Raw genomic sequence first — 16,375 nt, forward strand, 5'->3', positions numbered from 1 at the left:
CGTCGACAGTGAAAAATTCAAACGCCCGACGGCAGCCAGCGCTGCACCAGCTTCACGAAGTAGCTGGCACCGATCGGGATGATCTCGTCGTTGAAGTCGAACGAGGTGTTGTGGATGATGCAAGGGCCGGGCCCATGGCCGTCCAGCCGATGGTCGCCGTCGCCATTGCCCAGGAAGGCATAGCAGCCCGGCCGCGCGAGCAGCATGTGCGCGAAGTCTTCGGCGCCCATCACGGCCGGGAAGTTGTCGGTGACCATGTCGTCGCCCACCACTTCGCGCATCACGCCGGCGGCAAAGCGCGCTTCGGCCGGGTGGTTCACTGTCGGCGGCGACGAGCGGTTGAAATACACCTCGGCCGTGCAGCCATGCGCCGCCGCCACGCCCGCAGCCACTTCGCGCAGGCGGGCCTCGATCTTGTCGATGGCCTCGATGGAGAAGGTGCGGATGGTTCCGCCCACCGTCGCCACATCGGGAATCACGTTGGGCGCATCGGAGCCCTGCAGCTGCGTGACCGCGAGCAGCGCACGCTCGGTGCTCGGAATGGTGCGCGCCACGATGGTCTGCAGCTGCTGCGCGAGCGTGACCACCGCCGCCACCGGGTCGATGCCCGTGTGCGGCATCGACGCGTGCGTGCCGCGCCCACGTAAGGTGATCTTGTACGTGTTGCTCGACGCCATCAGCGCGCCTTCGTTGAGCGCGAAGCGGCCCACGTCGCCCACAGGAAAGTTGTGCAGCCCGAAGACCGCGTCGCACGGAAAGCGCTCGAACAAACCCTCGTCGATCATCTTCTTCGCGCCGGCCTTGCCCATCTCCTCGGCGGGCTGGAAGATGAAATGCACCGTGCCGTCGAAGTCGTCCGGCCCCTGCTGCGACAGGTGCCACGCGGCGGCAAGCAGCATCGTGGTGTGGCCGTCGTGGCCGCAGGCGTGCATGCGGCCGGGGTTGGTCGACTTGTGGGCGAACTCGTTGGCCTCGTGCAGCGGCAGCGCGTCCATGTCGGCGCGCAGGCCGATGGTGCCCAAGCTCGTGCCCTTGCGCAGCACGCCGACGAGGCCGGTGCCGGCGATGCCGCGGTGCACCTCGATGCCCCATCCGGTCAGCAGATTCGCGACCTTCTCTGAAGTGCGGTGCTCTTCGAAACCGAGTTCGGGGTGGGCGTGGATGTCGCGTCGGATCTCGACGAAACGGGCAGCGTTGGCGAGGAAGGAATCGGCGATGTTCATGGCGGCAAGGGCGCTGTCGTGGGAGGCGGACGATTCTGGCGCAAGGCGGCGTTTGCCGCCATGGCAATGGGTCAAAGCCCGGCCAGCACTTCGTCCAGCGTGTCGATCAGCAAATCGGCATTGGCTTCGGAGAAAACCAGCGGCGGGCGGATCTTCAGCGTGTTGGCATGTTCACCGGTAGCGCTCAGCAGCACCTGCCGCTCGCGCAGGCCGTTGACGACGCGCACGGTCTCGGCCGTGGCGGGCGTGCGCGCGCGACGGTCCGTCACGAGCTCCAGCCCCACGAACAGGCCCGCGCCGCGCACGTCACCGATCAGCGCGTGGCGTTCGGCAAGCTTCGAGAGCCCCGCGCGCAGATGACGGCCGACGCGCTGCGCATTGGCCATCAGGCCTTCGCGCTCGATCACGTCGAGCACGGCCATGCCGGCAGCCATCGACACCGGGTTGCCGCCGAAGGTGTTGAAGTAGCGGCACTCGCGCCCGAACGCGGCCAGCACCTCGGGGCGCACGGCCAGCCCGGCCAGCGGGTGGCCGTTGCCCAGCGGCTTGCCCATGGTCACGATGTCGGGCACCAGGCCCTCGTGGCGCAGGAAGCCCCAGAAGGCGTCACCGGTGCGGCCCAGGCCCGGCTGCACTTCGTCGGCGATGAAGATGCCGCCGGCTTCGCGGATCGCGGCCACTGCTTCAGTGAGAAAGCCCGCCGGGTCGGTGAAGATGCCGTCGCTCGAGAACACCGTGTCGACCATCAACGCGGCAGGCCGAATGCCATGAGCCTGCAGGTCGGCAATCGCTGCACGCACACCGGCCGCAAACGCCGCGCCTTGCTCCCCGGCCGGCACGCGATAGCTGTCCGGCGCCGGCACAGTGCGCACCGCACGGCCAAGCTGCACGAAGCGCCCGAGCGAGGGCGAAGCCTGCGCGATCGACTCGGTCACGCCGTGGTACGCGAAGCGCGTGACGATCAGTCCTTCTGCCTTGGTGTGAGCCTTGGCGATGCGCATCGCGAGGTCGTTGGCCTCGCTGCCGGTGCAGGTGAACATCGCATGGCCGAGCTCGCGCGGCATGGTGGCGAGCAGCCGCTCGGCATAGTCGAGCACGCCCTCGTGCAGGTAGCGCGTGTGGGTGTTGAGCACGCCGGCCTGCCGCGCGATGGCCTCTACCACATGCGGATGGCAATGCCCCACCGACGCGACGTTGTTGTACGCATCGAGATAGCGCTTGCCGTCGGCGTCGTCGAGCCACACGCCCTGGCCGCGCACCGGGTGCAGCGGCGCTTCGTAGAACAGGCGGTAGGCCGGGCCGAGCAGCCGCGCGCGGCGCTCCAGGAGCGATTCTTCAGGCATTTGCGTGACTCTCGTTCATGCCGCAGGCGCGCCGGAAGGCGGCGCTCGCGGCGTCGTTGCCGATGTGTTCGCAGGCCTGCAGGCGGGCCCACGAAAGTGCGTTGTTGCGCAGCAGGTAAGCCGCGTTGTCGGGATGGCGCGCGGCGCGCCAGCCGCTGATGGCCACCACCATCACGAGCCGCGCGGTGATGAGCGTGAACAGCACGTCGACCTCCTCGCGCGTCAGCGGAAGCACGGCGTGGTACGCGGCGATGAAGGGCACGATGCCGGCCAGCGCATCGCCCGCCGGATCGAGCTGGTAGGCCGCGGCCACCGCGAGGTCGTCGATCAGCGGCGCGCGCACCATGTCGCCGAAATCGAGGATGCCGGCAATGCGGTCGGTGTCGGCGGGGTCGACCAGCACGTTGTAGATGTTGAAGTCGTTGTGAATGGGCTGCGTGCGCAGGCCCCCCAGCACAGGCTTGGCATCGCGCTCGAAGCGGTCGAGCGAGCGCCCGGCCAGCGCGCGCCGCTGCGGATCGTCGATGTGCGCGAGCAGGCCGCGCACGCTGTCGGCGCGCTGGATGTCCCAGGGCAGCGCGAGCGCGCCGGCCGGATGGTCGAAGTCGCGCAGCGCGAGGTCGAGCCGGGCCAGCGTGCGCGCAAGGTTCAATTGCTGCCCGGCGGTGCGCGGTGCTTCGGGCAAGGGCAGGCCCGGCAGGTAGCTGAAGAGCCGTGCCACGCGCGGCAGGCCGTCGCCCGGATCGCACAGCAGCGAGGGCTGGCCCTCGATCGTGGGCACGATGCGCTGCACCGGCAGCCCCGCGTCGGCAGCCGCGATGTGCAGCAGCGCCTGGGTCTGGAAGTCCGCCACCAGCGGTGTTTCGCTCGGGTGCGAGATCTTCAGCATGAAGCGCTCACCGGTCAGCGCCGATTCAAGGCGGTAGTTGCGATCGCGCTCGCCGGTCAGCGGCCGCATTTCGCCCTCGATGCCGTAGTGACGCAGCGCGAACGCGCGCACCCATTCGGCATCGAGTTCGGGCGAGCCTTCGCTCAGGACTTCCGCGTCGTCGAACCCATCCGCTGCCGTCATGCGGCGCCTGCGAAGCCGCGCAGTGCGCTGGCGAGGTTGGGGCCCAGGTCGTCGGAGAGGTAGCCGCCCTCCTGCACCAGCACGGTCGGCAAGCCCAGGCGCGCGATCTCGGCGAGCAGCTGCGCGAAGCCCGGCGTGGTGATCTTCATTCCCTTGTAGGGATCGCGCTCGTGCGTGTCCAGGCCCAGCGCCACCACCAGCGCGCCGGGCGCGAAGGCACGAATGCTCTCGCAGGCATCGCGCAACGCGGGCAGGTAGCCGTCGATGTCGGTGCCCAACGCGAGCGGCTTGTTGATGTTGTAGCCCAGGCCCGCGCCCTCGCCGCGCTCGTGCGCGTAGCCGGTGAAGAAGGGCGTGAAATTGCGCGGATCGCCGTGCAGCGAAATCGTCAGCACGTCGGCGCGGCGGTAGAAGATGCCCTGCGTGCCGTTGCCGTGGTGCACGTCGATGTCGAGGACTGCCACCCGGTCGTGTGCCGCGCGCAGCTGCTGCGCGGCGATGGCCGTGTTGTTCAGGTAGCAGAAACCGTTGGCCCGGTCTGCGTACGCGTGGTGGCCCGGCGGGCGGCACAGCGCATAGGCCGCGCGCTCGCCCTGCAGCACCAGTTGCGCCGCATGCGTGGCCACGTGGGCCGAGCCCACGGCCGCGGCCCAGGTGTGCGGGCCGATGGAGCAGGCGTTGTCGCCCATGTGGTAGCCGGCCTGCCCGACCACGCTCTCCGGGTAGGTGCAGGGCTCTCCCGGAAAGGGGTGGATGTTGGGCATGACCTCGTCGGAGGGGTCGTCCAGCAGCCGCCAGCGCGCATAGGCCGTCTCGAGGAAGCGCAGGTACTCGGGCGTGTGGATCGCGGCACGCGGGCCTGCGCCGAAGTCTTCAGCCCCGATGACCTCGTGGCCGTCATGTTCGACCGCCGACAGCAGGCGGAAGGCGCGCTCGGGCTGTTCGTTGCTGCGCTTCAGGCGACCGCGCACCATGAAGAGCTGTGGGTCGTGGTCCTTGTGGGCGTCGCTGTAGACGATCTTCATCGCGCGGGTCCTTGCGTTGGAGTCGGGGTAGATGGAGAAACCGTGCCGTGCTGCTTCACGAACAGCGCGCGCACCTGCTGCCAGGCGTCGTCGAGGTGCTCACGCATGGCCAGGCGCGAAGCATCGACATCGCGGCTCATCAGCGCATCGACGATCGGGTAGTGCGTGTTGGCCATGGTCTCGGGGTCGTGGTAGACCGCGTCGATCAGCGCGATGATCATCTGCATCTCGGTCTGCGTGTTCGAGAAGATGCGGTGCAGGTGCGCGTTGCCCGAGAGCTCGCAGATCAGCGTGTGAAAGGCCAGGTCGGTCGCGATGCGCACGTGCTGCGGCTGCGTGGGCGCCTCGCGCACCATGCCGTCGACCAGCGCGCGCAGGCGCTGCAGCCCCGCGTCGTCGGCCTTGCGGCAGGCCAGCTCGACGGATGTCATTTCCAGGCTGATGCGCACTTCGAACAGGTCGTCGATCTCCTGGACGCTGATGGTGCGCACCGCGAAGCCGTGGCGCGGCCGCGCGACCAGCACGCCCTGGCGTTCGAGCCGGCGCGCGGCCTCGCGCACCGGGGCGCGGCTCACGCCCATGCGGCGCGCGATCTCGGCCTCGACGATGCGGCTGCCGGGCGCAAGGCGCCCCTCGACGATCGCGCGAGTCAGCTGCGCTTCGACCAGCCCGACGAGGTCTTGCGCCTCGACGGACTCGAAGCCGGCGCTGTCGGCAGTGGAAGAAGAAAAAGCCATGGTGTTTGTCTCGTCATGTGAGAGGGATCGGGTTCTTATTCTTGATCGGCCGCCGTGCCAGGTACACGCCCGCCGCCATGATCAGCGCAATGCCCGCCATCGCCAGCGCATCGGGCGGCCTGTGGAACCAGAAGGTGCTGAAGGCCACCGCCAGCAGCAGCTGAAAGTAGTTGAGCGGCGCCAGCGTCGCGGCCTCGACGCGCTCGAAGGCAGCCAGCAGCAGCCATTGCGCGAGCCCGCTGCACGCGCCGCCCGCGAGCAACAGCAACACGGCGCCGGCGGCAGGCCGCTCGGCCGGCAGGAAGAAGGGTGCCGGCACGGCCGTGACCACAAGGCACACGAGCGCCGTGTACGCGTACTGCACCGGGCTTTCAACGAGCCCCGCGAGGCGGCGCGTGAGCAGCTGGAAAATCGCATAGCAGACGGCCGACACCGCCATCAGCACCGTGCCCACCCAGGGCAGATTGCCGCCGGGCCGCACGATCAGCAGCATGCCCGCGAAGCCCACGCTCACCGCCACCCAACGGCTGCGCTGCACCTGTTCGCCGACCAGCCAGGGCGACAGCGCCACCATGAGCAGCGGCGCGGTGAAGTAGATCGCGGTGGCTTCTGCCAGCGGCATCCAGATCAGCGCCGTCATGAAGCAGGTGGCCACAGTCGCGAGCATCGTGCCGCGCAACAGCAGCAGCTTCTTCTGCGGCGCGCGCCAGATGCGCAGGTCTCCGTGGCGCAGCAGCATGGCAAAGGCGATGCAGATCACCGACAGGTAGCGCATCAGGTTGATGAACGGCGCCGGGTAGAACTGCAGCATGTGCTTGCAGAAGGCGTCGTAGCTCGCAAAGGCCATCAGCGCGCAGAAGAACAGCGCAACGCCGGTGCTCCTGGAGCCCGGCGGTCGCAGCAGCACTGCGGCGCTCGTGGTGTTCACGCCAGCGAAGCCTCGAAGCGGACCATCGCGCGGTCGAAGCGTTCGAACATCTCGTCGATCTGCGCGGGCGTGATGATCAGCGGCGGGCAGAAAGCCACGGCATCGCCCATGGCGCGCACGATCAGGCCCTCTTGCAACGCGAGCTCGGCCAGCCGCGCGCCGGCCTTCATCGCCAGATCGAATGGCGTGCGGGTTGCCGGGTCGGCTGCGAGTTCGATCGCGCCGATCAGCCCCACGCCGCGCACCTCGCCCACATGCGGATGGCCGGTGTAGCGGCGCAGGCCGGCCTGGAATTTCGGCGCCAGCGACTGCACATGCGCGAGCACCTTTTCGTCTTCGTAGATGCGCAGTGTTTCGAGCGCTACGGCGGCGGTCACCGGATGGCCCGAGTAGGTAAAGCCGTGGCCGAAGGTGCCGATCTTTCCGCTGTTGGCGGCCACGGCCGCATGCACCTGCTCGGACACCATGACGGCCGAGATGGGCACATAGCCCGACGACAGCGCCTTGGCGGCCGTGAGGATGTCGGGCCGCAGGCCGAAGGTGGTGGAGCCGAACATCTCGCCGGTGCGGCAGAAGCCGCAGATCACTTCGTCGGCGATCAGCAGCACCTCGTACTTGCGCAGCACGGCCTGCACCTTCTCGAAGTAGGTGGCCGGCGGCACCAGCACGCCGCCCGCGCCCATCACAGGCTCGGCGATGAAGGCGCCCACGGTGTCGGGCCCTTCGGCCAGGATGCGCTGCTCCAGCGCATCGGCCAGCCGCGTGGCGAAGGCCTCTTCGGTTTCGCCGGGCTCGGCGTAGCGGTAGTGGTGCGGGCAATCGACATGCAGGATGCGGTCAATCGGCAGGTCGAAATCGCGGTGGTTGGGCATCAGCCCACTGAGGCTGGCCGCCGCCACGGTGACGCCGTGGTACGCATTGCGGCGCGCGATGATCTTCTTCTTGGCCGGCTTGCCGATGGCGTTGTGGTAGTACCAAACGAGCTTGACGGCAGTGTCGTTCGCCTCCGAACCCGAGTTGGCGAAGAACACCTTGGACATGGGCACCGGTGCCATCGCAATCAGCTTCTCGGCCAGCGCGATGGCGGCTGCGTTCGAGCGGTGGTTGAAGGTGTGATAGCAGGGCAGCGTGTGCAGCGCCTCGCTGCCGGCCTTGGCCAGGCGCGCGTTGCTGAAGCCCAGCGAAACGCACCACAGGCCCGACATGGCCTCCAGGTAGCGGCGGCCCTGGTCGTCCTGCACGTAGATGCCGTCACCGCGCTCGATCACGAGCGGGTCGACCTGCGGATGCGCCGCGAGGTTGGTGAAGGGGTGCAGATGGGCCGCGATGTCGTTCGCTGCGCGCTCGGCGTGCGCCGATTGCAGGGCGGCGTTGGGAATCGATGCGTTCATGGGGCCTGCTCCGTTTTTCTTGCTTGAATTGCGATAGAGAAGAAACCTCGCGGCTCAGTAGCCCCGGTCGAGGTCGACGGCCGTGTGGGGCCGCTCGCCGCGCTGCACGAGCGCGAGGTTGTGAAGTGTCTGTCGTGCGATCACCGACGTGTCGGTGCGCGTTGCGATGTGCGGCGTGACCAGAATGCGCGGGTCGGCCCAGAAGGCGTGGTCGGCCGGCAGCGGCTCCTGCGTGAAGGCGTCGAGCGTGGCAGCCGAAAGCTGGCCGAGGTCCAGCGCGCGCAGCAGGTCGGCTTCGACCAGATGCGCGCCTCGCCCTACGTTGACGAGGTGTGCGCCGCGTGGCAGCCGCGCGAACAGGTCCGCATCCAGAAAGCCCTGCGTCTGCGGCGTGAGCGGCAGCAGGCACACCAGCGTGTCGCAGCCCGAGAGGAATTCGTCGAGCTGCGCATCGCCGTGAAAGCCCGTGACACCGGCTGGCAGTTCGGCCTTGGCGCTGCGGCTCCAGCCGAGCACCGCATAGCCGATGGCGGCCAATGCCTCTGCGCAAGCGAGCCCCAGGGTGCCAAGCCCTGCGATGCCGACACGATGGCGCCCGGGTGGGCTCATCGGTTGCTCTTCCCACATGCGCCGGGCCGCGCTCGCAAGGTAGGCGGGCATCTGCCGCTGGTGCTGGATCACGGCCCAGCACACATATGCCTTCATGCCCGTGGCCATCTCCGGATCGACGATGCGGCACAGCGGCAGCGCACGCGGCAACCGGGGGTCGGCCGTGATGTGGTCGACGCCCGCTGCCAACGACTGCACCAGCCGCAGCTGCGGCAGGCTCGCCAGCAGGCCATGCGGCGGAAACCAGCAGACGGCCGCATCGATCTGGTCGAGCGGACCAAGATCGGATCCAAGGCGCAAATCTATGTCGGGGCAATGCTCGCGAAAAGCGGGCGCGAGGTAGTGCATGTCGAGCACATCGCTCAGGAGCGCAACGCAAGGCATCAGGCCACCTTCGCAGACATGTCGGCCTGCGGCGCGAGGCGCGGCACCGCGTCGATCAGCTTGCGCGTGTAGGCGTGCTGCGGATCGTTGAGCACCTTCTGCGTCTCGCCGTACTCCACCACCTCGCCGCGCTGCATCACCGCGATGCGGTCGCACATCTGCCCGGCCACGCGCAGGTCGTGCGTGATGAAGACCATTGCGAGCTGGAACTGCGCGCGCACCTGCGCGAAGAGCTCCAGCACCTGCGCCTGCACCGATACGTCGAGCGCCGACACGGGCTCGTCGGCCACAAGCAGCTCGGGCTGCATCGCGAGCGCGCGAGCAATGCCGATGCGCTGGCGCTGCCCGCCCGAGAACTCGTGCGGATAGCGCTGCGCCGCATCGGCGCCCAGGCCGACGAGTTGCAGCAGCTCCATGGCACGCGCCATTGCCTCGGCCTTGCCCACGCCCTGTGCGATGGGACCGCCCGCAATGGCCGCGCCCACGCGGTGGCGCGGGTTGAGCGATGCGTACGGGTCCTGGAACACCATCTGGATCTTGCCGGCCGCCGCGCTGCGAAAGTTGCGGCCCTGCGCAAGGTTGCGGCCCTTGAAGATGATGCGGCCGCTGTCGAAAGGCGCGAGCCCCACCAGGCAGCGCCCCACGCTCGACTTGCCCGAGCCCGATTCGCCCACGAGGCCCAGCGTTTCGCCGCGGTGCAGCTCGAAGCTGATGTCCTTTGCCGCCTGCACCGCGCGGCCGCGCTTGAACAGGCCGCCGCTCGAACGGTAGGTCTTGCACAGGTCCTGCACCTGCAGCACGCGCGTGAGATCGTCATGCGGCACGGTCTGCGCCTGGCCGTCGGGAATGGCTGCGATGAGCTTGCGCGTGTAGGGATGCTGCGGCGCGCCGAGCACCTGCGCGGCCGGGCCGCTTTCGACCACGTGGCCGGTCTGCATGACCACCACGTGGTCGGCGATTTCGCTGACCACGCCGAAATCGTGCGTGATGAAGAGCACCGCCGTGCCGCGGCGTTGCTGCAGCTCGCGGATCAGCGCGAGGATCTGCGCCTGGGTGGTCACGTCGAGCGCGGTGGTCGGCTCGTCGGCGATCAACAGCACGGGCTCCAGCACCAGCGCGCAGGCGATCATCACGCGCTGGCGCTGGCCGCCCGAGAGGCGGAAGGGGTAGGCGTCGATCAGCAGCTCCGGGTCGGGCAGGCCCACGTCGGCCAGCGCCGCGAGGATGCGGCGGCGCTTCTCGGCCGCGGGCACGTTGCCGTGCGCATCGAACACTTCACCGATCTGCTCGCCGATGCGCATCACCGGGTTCAGCGCGGTCATCGGCTCCTGGAACACCATGCCGATGCGGCGGCCGCGCAGCTCGCGCATCTGCGGCTCGGTGAGCTGCAGCAGGTCGTGGCCCTCGAACATGATGCGGCCGGCCACAGGCGCCACATGCGGGCGCGGCAACAGGCCCATGACGGCGTTGGCGATCATCGACTTGCCCGAGCCGGACTCGCCGACCACGCACAGCGTCTGGCCCGGCAGCACGGAGAGCGTGGCGCCCTCGACGGCCAGCGCGCGGTCGGCGCCCGAGGGCAGCGAGATGCTCAGGTCGACGATGTCGAGCACGGGGTGCAGGGGTTTCATGGGCGTCACGGTGGCGTTCATTTTTTACTTGCCCTTTCCGTGCAGCCGCGTGTTGAGCCCGTCGCTCAGGCCTTCGCCCACGAGGTTGAGCGCGAGCACGGTCAGCACGATGGCCAGCCCCGGGAACAGCGCCATCCACCAGGCCTGGCGCAGCACGGTGCGCGCGGCGCCGACCATGTAGCCCCAGCTCATCTGGTTTGGATCGCCCAGGCCCAGAAAGCTGAGGCTGCTTTCGAGCAGGATGGCCGTGGCCACCATCAGCGAGGCCATCACGATGATGGGCGACATGGCGTTGGGCAATATCTGCGTGAGGATGATGCGCGGCGTCGACTGCCCCGCGAGCAGCGCGGCCTGCACGAAGTCGCGCTGGCGCAGTGTGAGGAACTCGCTGCGCACCAGGCGCGCCACCGGCGGCCACGAAACGATGGCAATGGCCACGACGATGGACTTGATCGAAGGCTCGAAGATCGCCACCAGCACGATGGCCAGCGCGAAGCTGGGCACCGCCTGGAACAGCTCGGTGAAGCGCATCAGCGCCGCATCGATCCAGCCGCCGAAGTAGCCCGCGATTGCGCCGAAGGTAACGCCGATCAGCAGCGCCACGATGGTGGACACCACGCCGATCAGCAGCGAGATGCGCGCACCGTAGACCAGGCCCGCGAGGATGTCGCGCCCGAGCGTGTCGGTGCCCAGCAGGAAGCCGGGCTCGGTCCAGGGGCGCACGAAGGGTTGCTCGACCATGGCCCACGGGTCGTTGGTGGCGAGCCACGGCCCGAGCAATGCAACGGCTGCCACGATCAGCAGCACGACCATGCCGGCCACGGCGCCCTTGTTGCGGCGAAAGCGCCGCCAGAAATCGCTTTGCATCGTCGTCGTCATGTCAGCTCGATCCGCGGATCGACCAGGGTGTAGACCAGGTCGGTGATGAGATTGAAGAGCACTGCCATCGCCGCCGTCACCAGGAAGGCGCCGAGCAGCAGGCTGTAGTCGCGTTGCAGCAGCGCGTCGAACATCAGGCGGCCGATGCCGGGCCAGGCGAACACGGTCTCGGTGAGCACGGCGCCGCCGATCATCCCGCCGGCCTGGATGCCCGCCAGCGTGACCACCGGCAGCAGCGCGTTGCGCAGCACGTGCGCGCGCAGGATGCGGCCGGGCTTCACACCCTTGGCGCGCGCGGTCTTCACGAAGTCCATCTGCGCCACCTCGAGCATCGCGGCGCGCGTCATGCGTGCGTAGACGGCCATGTAGAACAGCGCGAGCGTGAGCGCCGGCAGCACCAGGTGCTTCGCGACGTCGAGCGCCAGCGCGAAGCCGGTGTGGCCCGAGCCCACGGTCATGAGGCCGAAGCCCGGCAGCCATTCGAGCTGCACCGTGAACACCAGCACGGCCATCAGCGCCAGCCAGTACAGCGGCGTGGCATAGAACAGCAGCGCCACCACGGTGATGGCGCTGTCGACCCACGTGCCCGCGCGCCGCGCCGACAGCGCCCCCAGCGTGATGCCGAAGAGCAGCGAGAGCGCGAAGGCCGTGCCGGTGAGCAGCAGCGTGGCGGGCAGCCGGTCCATGATGAGCTTCAGCACCGGCTGCTGCTGGCGGTACGAGTAGCCAAGGTCGAGCCGCACCACCTTGCCGACGTAGGTGGCGAGCTGCGTCGACAGCGGCTGGTCGAGCCCGAACTGCGCGCGCAGCTGCGCCACGAACTGCGGGTCGGACGCGCCGGCCTCGCCGGCCAGCACCGACACCGGATCGCCCGGCGCGGCGCGCACCAGCATGAAGTTGACCGTGGCAATCAGCAGGATCGCCACCAGGCCCTGCAGCACGCGGGTCAACATGAACTGCGTACGTTTCATTCGGTGGTCACTCCGCGCGTCAGCCGACGCTTGCGTTGCCGAGGCTGTCGTTGAGGCCGATGCCCGAGCTCACGATGTTGCTGAGCTTGGTGCGGTAGAGCGTCGGGAAGTTGAGCTCCAGCAGCCAGGCCACGGGCACCTCGTCGAGCAGGATCTTCTGCGCCTGCAGGTAGATGGCCTTGCGCTTCTCGGGGTCGGTCTCGCGCGCGCCGGAATCGAACAGCTCGTCGATCTTCGGGTTGGAATAGCCTTCGACGTTGTTGAAGGGCGAGCCCTTGGCGATGTTGGCGGTGGTGTAGTTGCGCGCCACGCCCAGCGCCGGGTCTCCGTACTGGTAGACGTAGGTGAAGGCGAGGTCGTAGTCCCAGTCGTTCAGGCGCTGGTTCCAGCCGGCCACGTCGGTGGCGGTCATCTCGACCTTGATGCCGGCCTGGGCCAGGTTCTGCTTGAGGATCTCGGCCTGCCGTGACCAGGTCTCGCCATAGGGCAGCGGCAGCAGCCGCAGCGTCTCGCCCTTGTAGCCCGATTCGGCGAGCAGCTTCTTGGCCGTTTCCACGTTGCGCGGGTACTTGGCAACGTCGGTGCTGTAGAACTTGATGTTGCTGTTGAAGGGGCCGGTGGCGGGCTTGGCGAAGCCCTGCCATGCGATCTTGGCCATGGCCTCGCGGTCGATGGCGAACATCACGGCCTGGCGGAACTTGATGTTGTCCATCGGCGCCTTGCGGTTGTTCAGCCACAGCCACGAATGCGGCGCGAAGAACTCCCAGCCTTTGGTGGTGACCGCGACGCCCGGCAGCTTGGACAGGCGCTGCACGTCGAAGTACTCGACCGCGCCGCCGGGCACCAGGTCGACCTTGCCCGATTCGAAGGCCGCGGCGCGCGAGGCCGCGTCGGGAATCACGTGGAAGTAGACGCTGTCGACCAGCGGCACATCTTTGACGTGGTACTTGTCGTTGGCCACGAGCTGGATGTACGAGCCCTTGACCCACTCCTTGAACTTGAACGGCCCGGTGCCGATGGGCGTGGCATTGGCGGGGTTGGTCGCGAAGTCGGTGCCTTCGTAGATGTGCTTCGGGATCATCGGCATGCTGCCGACCTCGAAGATGCCGATGAAGGGGCCGAAGGGGTACTTGAGCTTGAACTCGACCGTCAGCGGATCGACCGCGCGGATGCTTTCCACCGCAGCCAGGTTGGCCCGCAGGCGCGCATGCGTCTTGCGCAGAAACACGTCGGCCGAGAACACCACGTCGGCCGAGGTGAAGGGCTTGCCGTCATGCCAGGTGACGCCGGGCTTGAGCTTGAAGGTGTAGAGCGTGCCTTCCTTGTTGACGGTCCACGCGGTGGCCAGCGAGGGCAGCGGCGTGATCTTCTCGTCGTAGCGCAGCAGGCCTTCGTAGATGTTGCCGGAGATCATCTGCGTGGGGCCGTTCTGCGTGATGCCCAGCATCAGCCCCGGCGGCTCCGGCTGGACAACGGCGTTGATCACGCCGCCCTTCCTGCCCGCGGCCAGAAGATGCAGGGGAACGCCGGCCAGCGTCAGGCCGGCGGTGGCAGCGGCACCCATCTGGATGAGGTTGCGACGTTTCATGAGGGCGAACTCCTTCTGGCTCTTTCGAGGTGGTGGACAGGGTCAGGGGGACGGGAAGGGAAAGGAAAGCGGGGCGGCTCAGTCGCGGAACGACGTGGCCGGTGCGGGCTCGATGCGCTGCAGCATCGCGCGCCATTCGCGCGCGTTCGGGTCGGATTGGCCGGGCAGGTAGCTGCCGCCGCCGGCTTCGTACTGCTGCGCGGTCTTTTCGCAGACCTCGGCCGGCACCGGGTACACCGGCAGGCCGCTCGACTGGATGGCCACCTGCACGCGGCAGGCACGCTCCAGGTTCAGCATCAGGATGAAGGCTTCCGACACCGTGCGGCCCAGCGTCACCAGGCCGTGGTTGCGCAGGATGAGCGCACGCGCCGTCGGGCCCAGGTCGGCCACGAGGCGCTCGCGCTCCTCGGGGTCGAGCGCGATGCCCTCGAAGTCGTGATAGACCACGCGCTGATAGAACTGCAGCGCCCACTGGTTGCAGGGCTGCAGCCCGCCGGCCAGCGACGACACCGCCACGCCCGCCACCGTGTGGGTGTGCAGCACGCAGGCCGCGTCGTGGCGCGCCGCGTGCACCGCGCTGTGGATGGTGAAGCCGGCCGGGTTCACGTCGTAGGGCGAGTCGTCGAGGATGCGGCCTTCCAGGTCGATCTTGACCAGCGACGAGGCCGTGATGTCGCGGAACAGCATGCCGAAGGGGTTGATCAGGAACTGGTCTTCGGTTCCCGGCACACGCGCGGAGATGTGCGTGTAGATGCTGTCGTCCATGCCGTAGTGCGCCACCAGCCGGTAGGCCGCGGCCAGGTCTTGTCGGACCTGGCGCTCGGCGTCTGAGACGGGCGGGGCCTTTCGGTCCACTGCGTGCAGTTGCATATCGCGTTCCTTTTCACAGGCCCGGCCGGGCGGGCCCTGCCTTGTTGGTGGGTTCGTCGGATTGACTGCGAGCTGTCGACAGTCAACCAGCGACAGTCTTAAGCAATATGCGGGCCCGCGTGATGGGGTAAGCCCTTGGGTGGCCCTCCAGACCGGTGCCGCTCAGAGGGCGGAACGCAAAAACGCCGGCGGCGCGCACCCGAAAATGCGCGCCACCGGCGTGGTTGAAGGCTGTCGTTCGTGCGCCCAGGCGCACCGATGGGGTGCTAGGGCAGGCGGCCTTCCTGACGCAGCCGTGCGCCGATGCGCCGGATTTCGGCCTCGCCCTGGTCGAGCGTCGCCCGGCTGGTGTGCACCGAGTAGTGGCCCATCACCAGCTCGTGCGGGTGCTTCACAGCCGAGCCCAGCACGAAGGACGTGTCGCCGCGGGCCACGAAGTCGATGACCGCGCTCGACTCCTCGAACACCGCGAGCTCGCCGGCGCCGATGGGGCCGCCCGTTTGATCGCCTGTTTGGTCGCCTGTTTCGAGCGCGCCTTCGTTGACCGCAACCCAGCCCACCGTGTGGCCGGCAGGCGGCACGTAGCTCCAGCGCTCGCCGTCTTCCAGTTGCACGGCCAGATAGTTGATCGGAGCCGGCGCCGCAATGGCGCTCTGCGCCGCGCCGTAGCGCCCGAGCAGCACGCGCGCCGGGCCTTCCTGCGGCACCTGCGAGGGCGCGAGGTACATGCTTTGCGCCGGTGCGTTTTCTTCCGAGGCCGGCAGCGCCACCCACAACTGGAAGCCGCGCACGCGCTTCACGCCCGGCGCGGGTCCGCCGGTGTGCCACACGCCGTTGCCGGCGCGCATCCATTCCACGCCGCCGCCAAGCAGCGTGCCTTGCTCGCCGGTCGTGTCTTCATAGAGCGTGTCGCCCTCGATCAGATAAGTGAGCGTGGCGATGCCCGAGTGAGGGTGCAGGCCGAAGCCCTTGTGGCCGCCCGTGGTGTCGAAGCCGAAGAGGTCGAGGAACACGAAGGGCTTGAGAAACTCGCCCAGGTCGCCGGGGCTCATCAGCCGCACGATTCCGCCATGCTGCGAACCGCGCGTGCGGTAGACGATCGCGCGGGCCAGCGTTTCGACAGCGGTGGTGGTCATACGGCCTCCCTCGCCGTCTTCAACGCCTTGGCCCACCATGCGATGTCGTCGAGCATGCCGGTGGCTGACTGCGCGAGGTGCGGGAAGTCGTCGAAGCTCTTGCCCTGCTGCCAGATGCCGAGGAACTCGACCATGCCGATGTGCACGGCGTTGCGCACCGGCGCCATCTGCATCTCGACCGCGACCAGCCGCAGTTGCTCCACGGCCCGTGCCGCGCCCACGCCTCCGTAGCCCACGAAGCCGATCGGCTTGCGAATGAATTCCTTGTAGGCCCAGTCGATCGCGTTCTTCAGCACCGCACTCGGGCCGTGGTTGTATTCGGGCGTGACGACGACCAGGCCGTCGAAGGTGGCCAGCTTGGCTTGCCAGCGCTGCGCGGCCTCGTTCTTCACCGGTCCCCAGGCCGGCGCGCCCGCCTCGTTGAAGAAGGGCAACGGATGGTCGCGCAGGTCGACCAGCTCGAAGGCGAGGTCGGCGCGCTGCTTCGCGATTTCGTGGATCCATTGCGCAGGCTTTTCACCGAAGCGGCCTTCGCGGGTAGAGCCGAGGATGATGCCGATGCGGGGTTGTTGCTGAGTCATGGGGTAC

At 68.3% G+C, this 16,375-nt stretch carries 15 protein-coding genes; all 15 read right to left on the minus strand.

Features of this window, described 5'->3' with window-relative positions; translation table 11 throughout:
* Nucleotides 1-17 precede the first annotated feature (17 nt).
* The 15 genes from ACSFCA_RS18250 to ACSFCA_RS18320 all read right to left on the minus strand — a co-directional run bounded on the left by ACSFCA_RS18250 (nt 18) and on the right by ACSFCA_RS18320 (nt 16,368).
* The gene (locus tag ACSFCA_RS18250; protein ID WP_435460294.1) at nt 18-1,223 is read right to left on the minus strand and encodes a M20 aminoacylase family protein; all 1,206 of its coding nucleotides are present in this window, start codon (nt 1,221-1,223) and stop codon (nt 18-20) included.
* Between the two features lie 71 nt (nt 1,224-1,294).
* The gene (locus tag ACSFCA_RS18255) at nt 1,295-2,566 is read right to left on the minus strand and encodes an aspartate aminotransferase family protein (RefSeq protein WP_435460293.1); all 1,272 of its coding nucleotides are present in this window, start codon (nt 2,564-2,566) and stop codon (nt 1,295-1,297) included.
* Nucleotides 2,559-3,638 carry a phosphotransferase gene (locus tag ACSFCA_RS18260; protein ID WP_435460292.1) on the minus strand — a complete coding sequence of 360 codons (1,080 nt, stop codon included), beginning with the start codon at nt 3,636-3,638 and terminating at the stop codon, nt 2,559-2,561. The genes ACSFCA_RS18255 and ACSFCA_RS18260 overlap by 8 nt, the downstream gene beginning before the upstream one ends.
* The gene (locus ACSFCA_RS18265) at nt 3,635-4,663 is read right to left on the minus strand and encodes a histone deacetylase family protein (RefSeq protein ID WP_258352160.1); all 1,029 of its coding nucleotides are present in this window, start codon (nt 4,661-4,663) and stop codon (nt 3,635-3,637) included. The genes ACSFCA_RS18260 and ACSFCA_RS18265 overlap by 4 nt, the downstream gene beginning before the upstream one ends.
* Entirely contained in the window at nt 4,660-5,400 is a 741-nt protein-coding gene (locus ACSFCA_RS18270; protein WP_258352159.1) for a GntR family transcriptional regulator, read from the minus strand. The genes ACSFCA_RS18265 and ACSFCA_RS18270 overlap by 4 nt, the downstream gene beginning before the upstream one ends.
* A gap of 13 nt (nt 5,401-5,413) precedes the next feature.
* Nucleotides 5,414-6,328: a DMT family transporter gene (locus ACSFCA_RS18275; RefSeq protein ID WP_435460291.1), complete on the minus strand. Its 915-nt coding sequence runs from the start codon at nt 6,326-6,328 to the stop codon at nt 5,414-5,416.
* Nucleotides 6,325-7,719 carry an aspartate aminotransferase family protein gene (locus tag ACSFCA_RS18280; RefSeq protein WP_435460290.1) on the minus strand — a complete coding sequence of 465 codons (1,395 nt, stop codon included), beginning with the start codon at nt 7,717-7,719 and terminating at the stop codon, nt 6,325-6,327. Before ACSFCA_RS18280 ends, ACSFCA_RS18275 begins: the two co-directional genes overlap by 4 nt.
* A gap of 54 nt (nt 7,720-7,773) precedes the next feature.
* Nucleotides 7,774-8,712 (minus strand): 2-hydroxyacid dehydrogenase, encoded by a 939-nt coding sequence (locus tag ACSFCA_RS18285; protein WP_435460289.1) that lies wholly within the window; start codon nt 8,710-8,712, stop codon nt 7,774-7,776.
* The gene (locus ACSFCA_RS18290) at nt 8,712-10,364 is read right to left on the minus strand and encodes an ABC transporter ATP-binding protein (RefSeq protein WP_435460288.1); all 1,653 of its coding nucleotides are present in this window, start codon (nt 10,362-10,364) and stop codon (nt 8,712-8,714) included. The genes ACSFCA_RS18285 and ACSFCA_RS18290 overlap by 1 nt, the downstream gene beginning before the upstream one ends.
* A 3-nt stretch (nt 10,365-10,367) precedes the next feature.
* Nucleotides 10,368-11,222 carry an ABC transporter permease gene (locus ACSFCA_RS18295; RefSeq protein WP_258352155.1) on the minus strand — a complete coding sequence of 285 codons (855 nt, stop codon included), beginning with the start codon at nt 11,220-11,222 and terminating at the stop codon, nt 10,368-10,370.
* Nucleotides 11,219-12,193, minus strand: a complete 975-nt coding sequence (locus ACSFCA_RS18300; RefSeq protein ID WP_093076361.1) for an ABC transporter permease — start codon at nt 12,191-12,193, stop codon at nt 11,219-11,221. The genes ACSFCA_RS18295 and ACSFCA_RS18300 overlap by 4 nt, the downstream gene beginning before the upstream one ends.
* A gap of 19 nt (nt 12,194-12,212) precedes the next feature.
* Entirely contained in the window at nt 12,213-13,781 is a 1,569-nt protein-coding gene (locus ACSFCA_RS18305) for an ABC transporter substrate-binding protein (RefSeq protein ID WP_258352154.1), read from the minus strand.
* Nucleotides 13,782-13,859: 78 nt separating this feature from the next.
* Entirely contained in the window at nt 13,860-14,651 is a 792-nt protein-coding gene (locus tag ACSFCA_RS18310) for a class II aldolase/adducin family protein (RefSeq protein ID WP_093055102.1), read from the minus strand.
* A 266-nt stretch (nt 14,652-14,917) separates the two neighbouring features.
* Complete coding sequence (locus ACSFCA_RS18315; RefSeq protein ID WP_435460287.1) at nt 14,918-15,787, minus strand: pirin family protein; 870 nt, start codon at nt 15,785-15,787, stop codon at nt 14,918-14,920.
* Nucleotides 15,784-16,368 carry an NADPH-dependent FMN reductase gene (locus ACSFCA_RS18320; RefSeq protein ID WP_258352152.1) on the minus strand — a complete coding sequence of 195 codons (585 nt, stop codon included), beginning with the start codon at nt 16,366-16,368 and terminating at the stop codon, nt 15,784-15,786. The genes ACSFCA_RS18315 and ACSFCA_RS18320 overlap by 4 nt, the downstream gene beginning before the upstream one ends.
* Nucleotides 16,369-16,375: the final 7 nt, after the last annotated feature.

It is taken from the genome of Variovorax multivorans (assembly GCF_051216835.1).
Taxonomy (GTDB): Bacteria; Pseudomonadota; Gammaproteobacteria; order Burkholderiales; family Burkholderiaceae_C; genus Variovorax.

Bases quoted from the DNA above. Each gene is read 5' to 3' on its own strand.
- ACSFCA_RS18285 (WP_435460289.1), bottom strand. From the start codon at position 8,712: ATGCCTTGCGTTGCGCTCCTGAGCGATGTGCTCGACATGCACTACCTC.
- ACSFCA_RS18320 (WP_258352152.1), bottom strand. From the start codon at position 16,368: ATGACTCAGCAACAACCCCGCATCGGCATCATCCTCGGCTCTACCCGC.
- ACSFCA_RS18265 (WP_258352160.1), bottom strand. From the start codon at position 4,663: ATGAAGATCGTCTACAGCGACGCCCACAAGGACCACGACCCACAGCTC.
- ACSFCA_RS18260 (WP_435460292.1), bottom strand. From the start codon at position 3,638: ATGACGGCAGCGGATGGGTTCGACGACGCGGAAGTCCTGAGCGAAGGC.
- ACSFCA_RS18290 (WP_435460288.1), bottom strand. From the start codon at position 10,364: ATGAACGCCACCGTGACGCCCATGAAACCCCTGCACCCCGTGCTCGAC.
- ACSFCA_RS18295 (WP_258352155.1), bottom strand. From the start codon at position 11,222: ATGACGACGACGATGCAAAGCGATTTCTGGCGGCGCTTTCGCCGCAAC.
- ACSFCA_RS18250 (WP_435460294.1), bottom strand. From the start codon at position 1,223: ATGAACATCGCCGATTCCTTCCTCGCCAACGCTGCCCGTTTCGTCGAG.
- ACSFCA_RS18315 (WP_435460287.1), bottom strand. From the start codon at position 15,787: ATGACCACCACCGCTGTCGAAACGCTGGCCCGCGCGATCGTCTACCGC.
- ACSFCA_RS18305 (WP_258352154.1), bottom strand. From the start codon at position 13,781: ATGAAACGTCGCAACCTCATCCAGATGGGTGCCGCTGCCACCGCCGGC.
- ACSFCA_RS18310 (WP_093055102.1), bottom strand. From the start codon at position 14,651: ATGCAACTGCACGCAGTGGACCGAAAGGCCCCGCCCGTCTCAGACGCC.
- ACSFCA_RS18300 (WP_093076361.1), bottom strand. From the start codon at position 12,193: ATGAAACGTACGCAGTTCATGTTGACCCGCGTGCTGCAGGGCCTGGTG.
- ACSFCA_RS18270 (WP_258352159.1), bottom strand. From the start codon at position 5,400: ATGGCTTTTTCTTCTTCCACTGCCGACAGCGCCGGCTTCGAGTCCGTC.
- ACSFCA_RS18280 (WP_435460290.1), bottom strand. From the start codon at position 7,719: ATGAACGCATCGATTCCCAACGCCGCCCTGCAATCGGCGCACGCCGAG.
- ACSFCA_RS18255 (WP_435460293.1), bottom strand. From the start codon at position 2,566: ATGCCTGAAGAATCGCTCCTGGAGCGCCGCGCGCGGCTGCTCGGCCCG.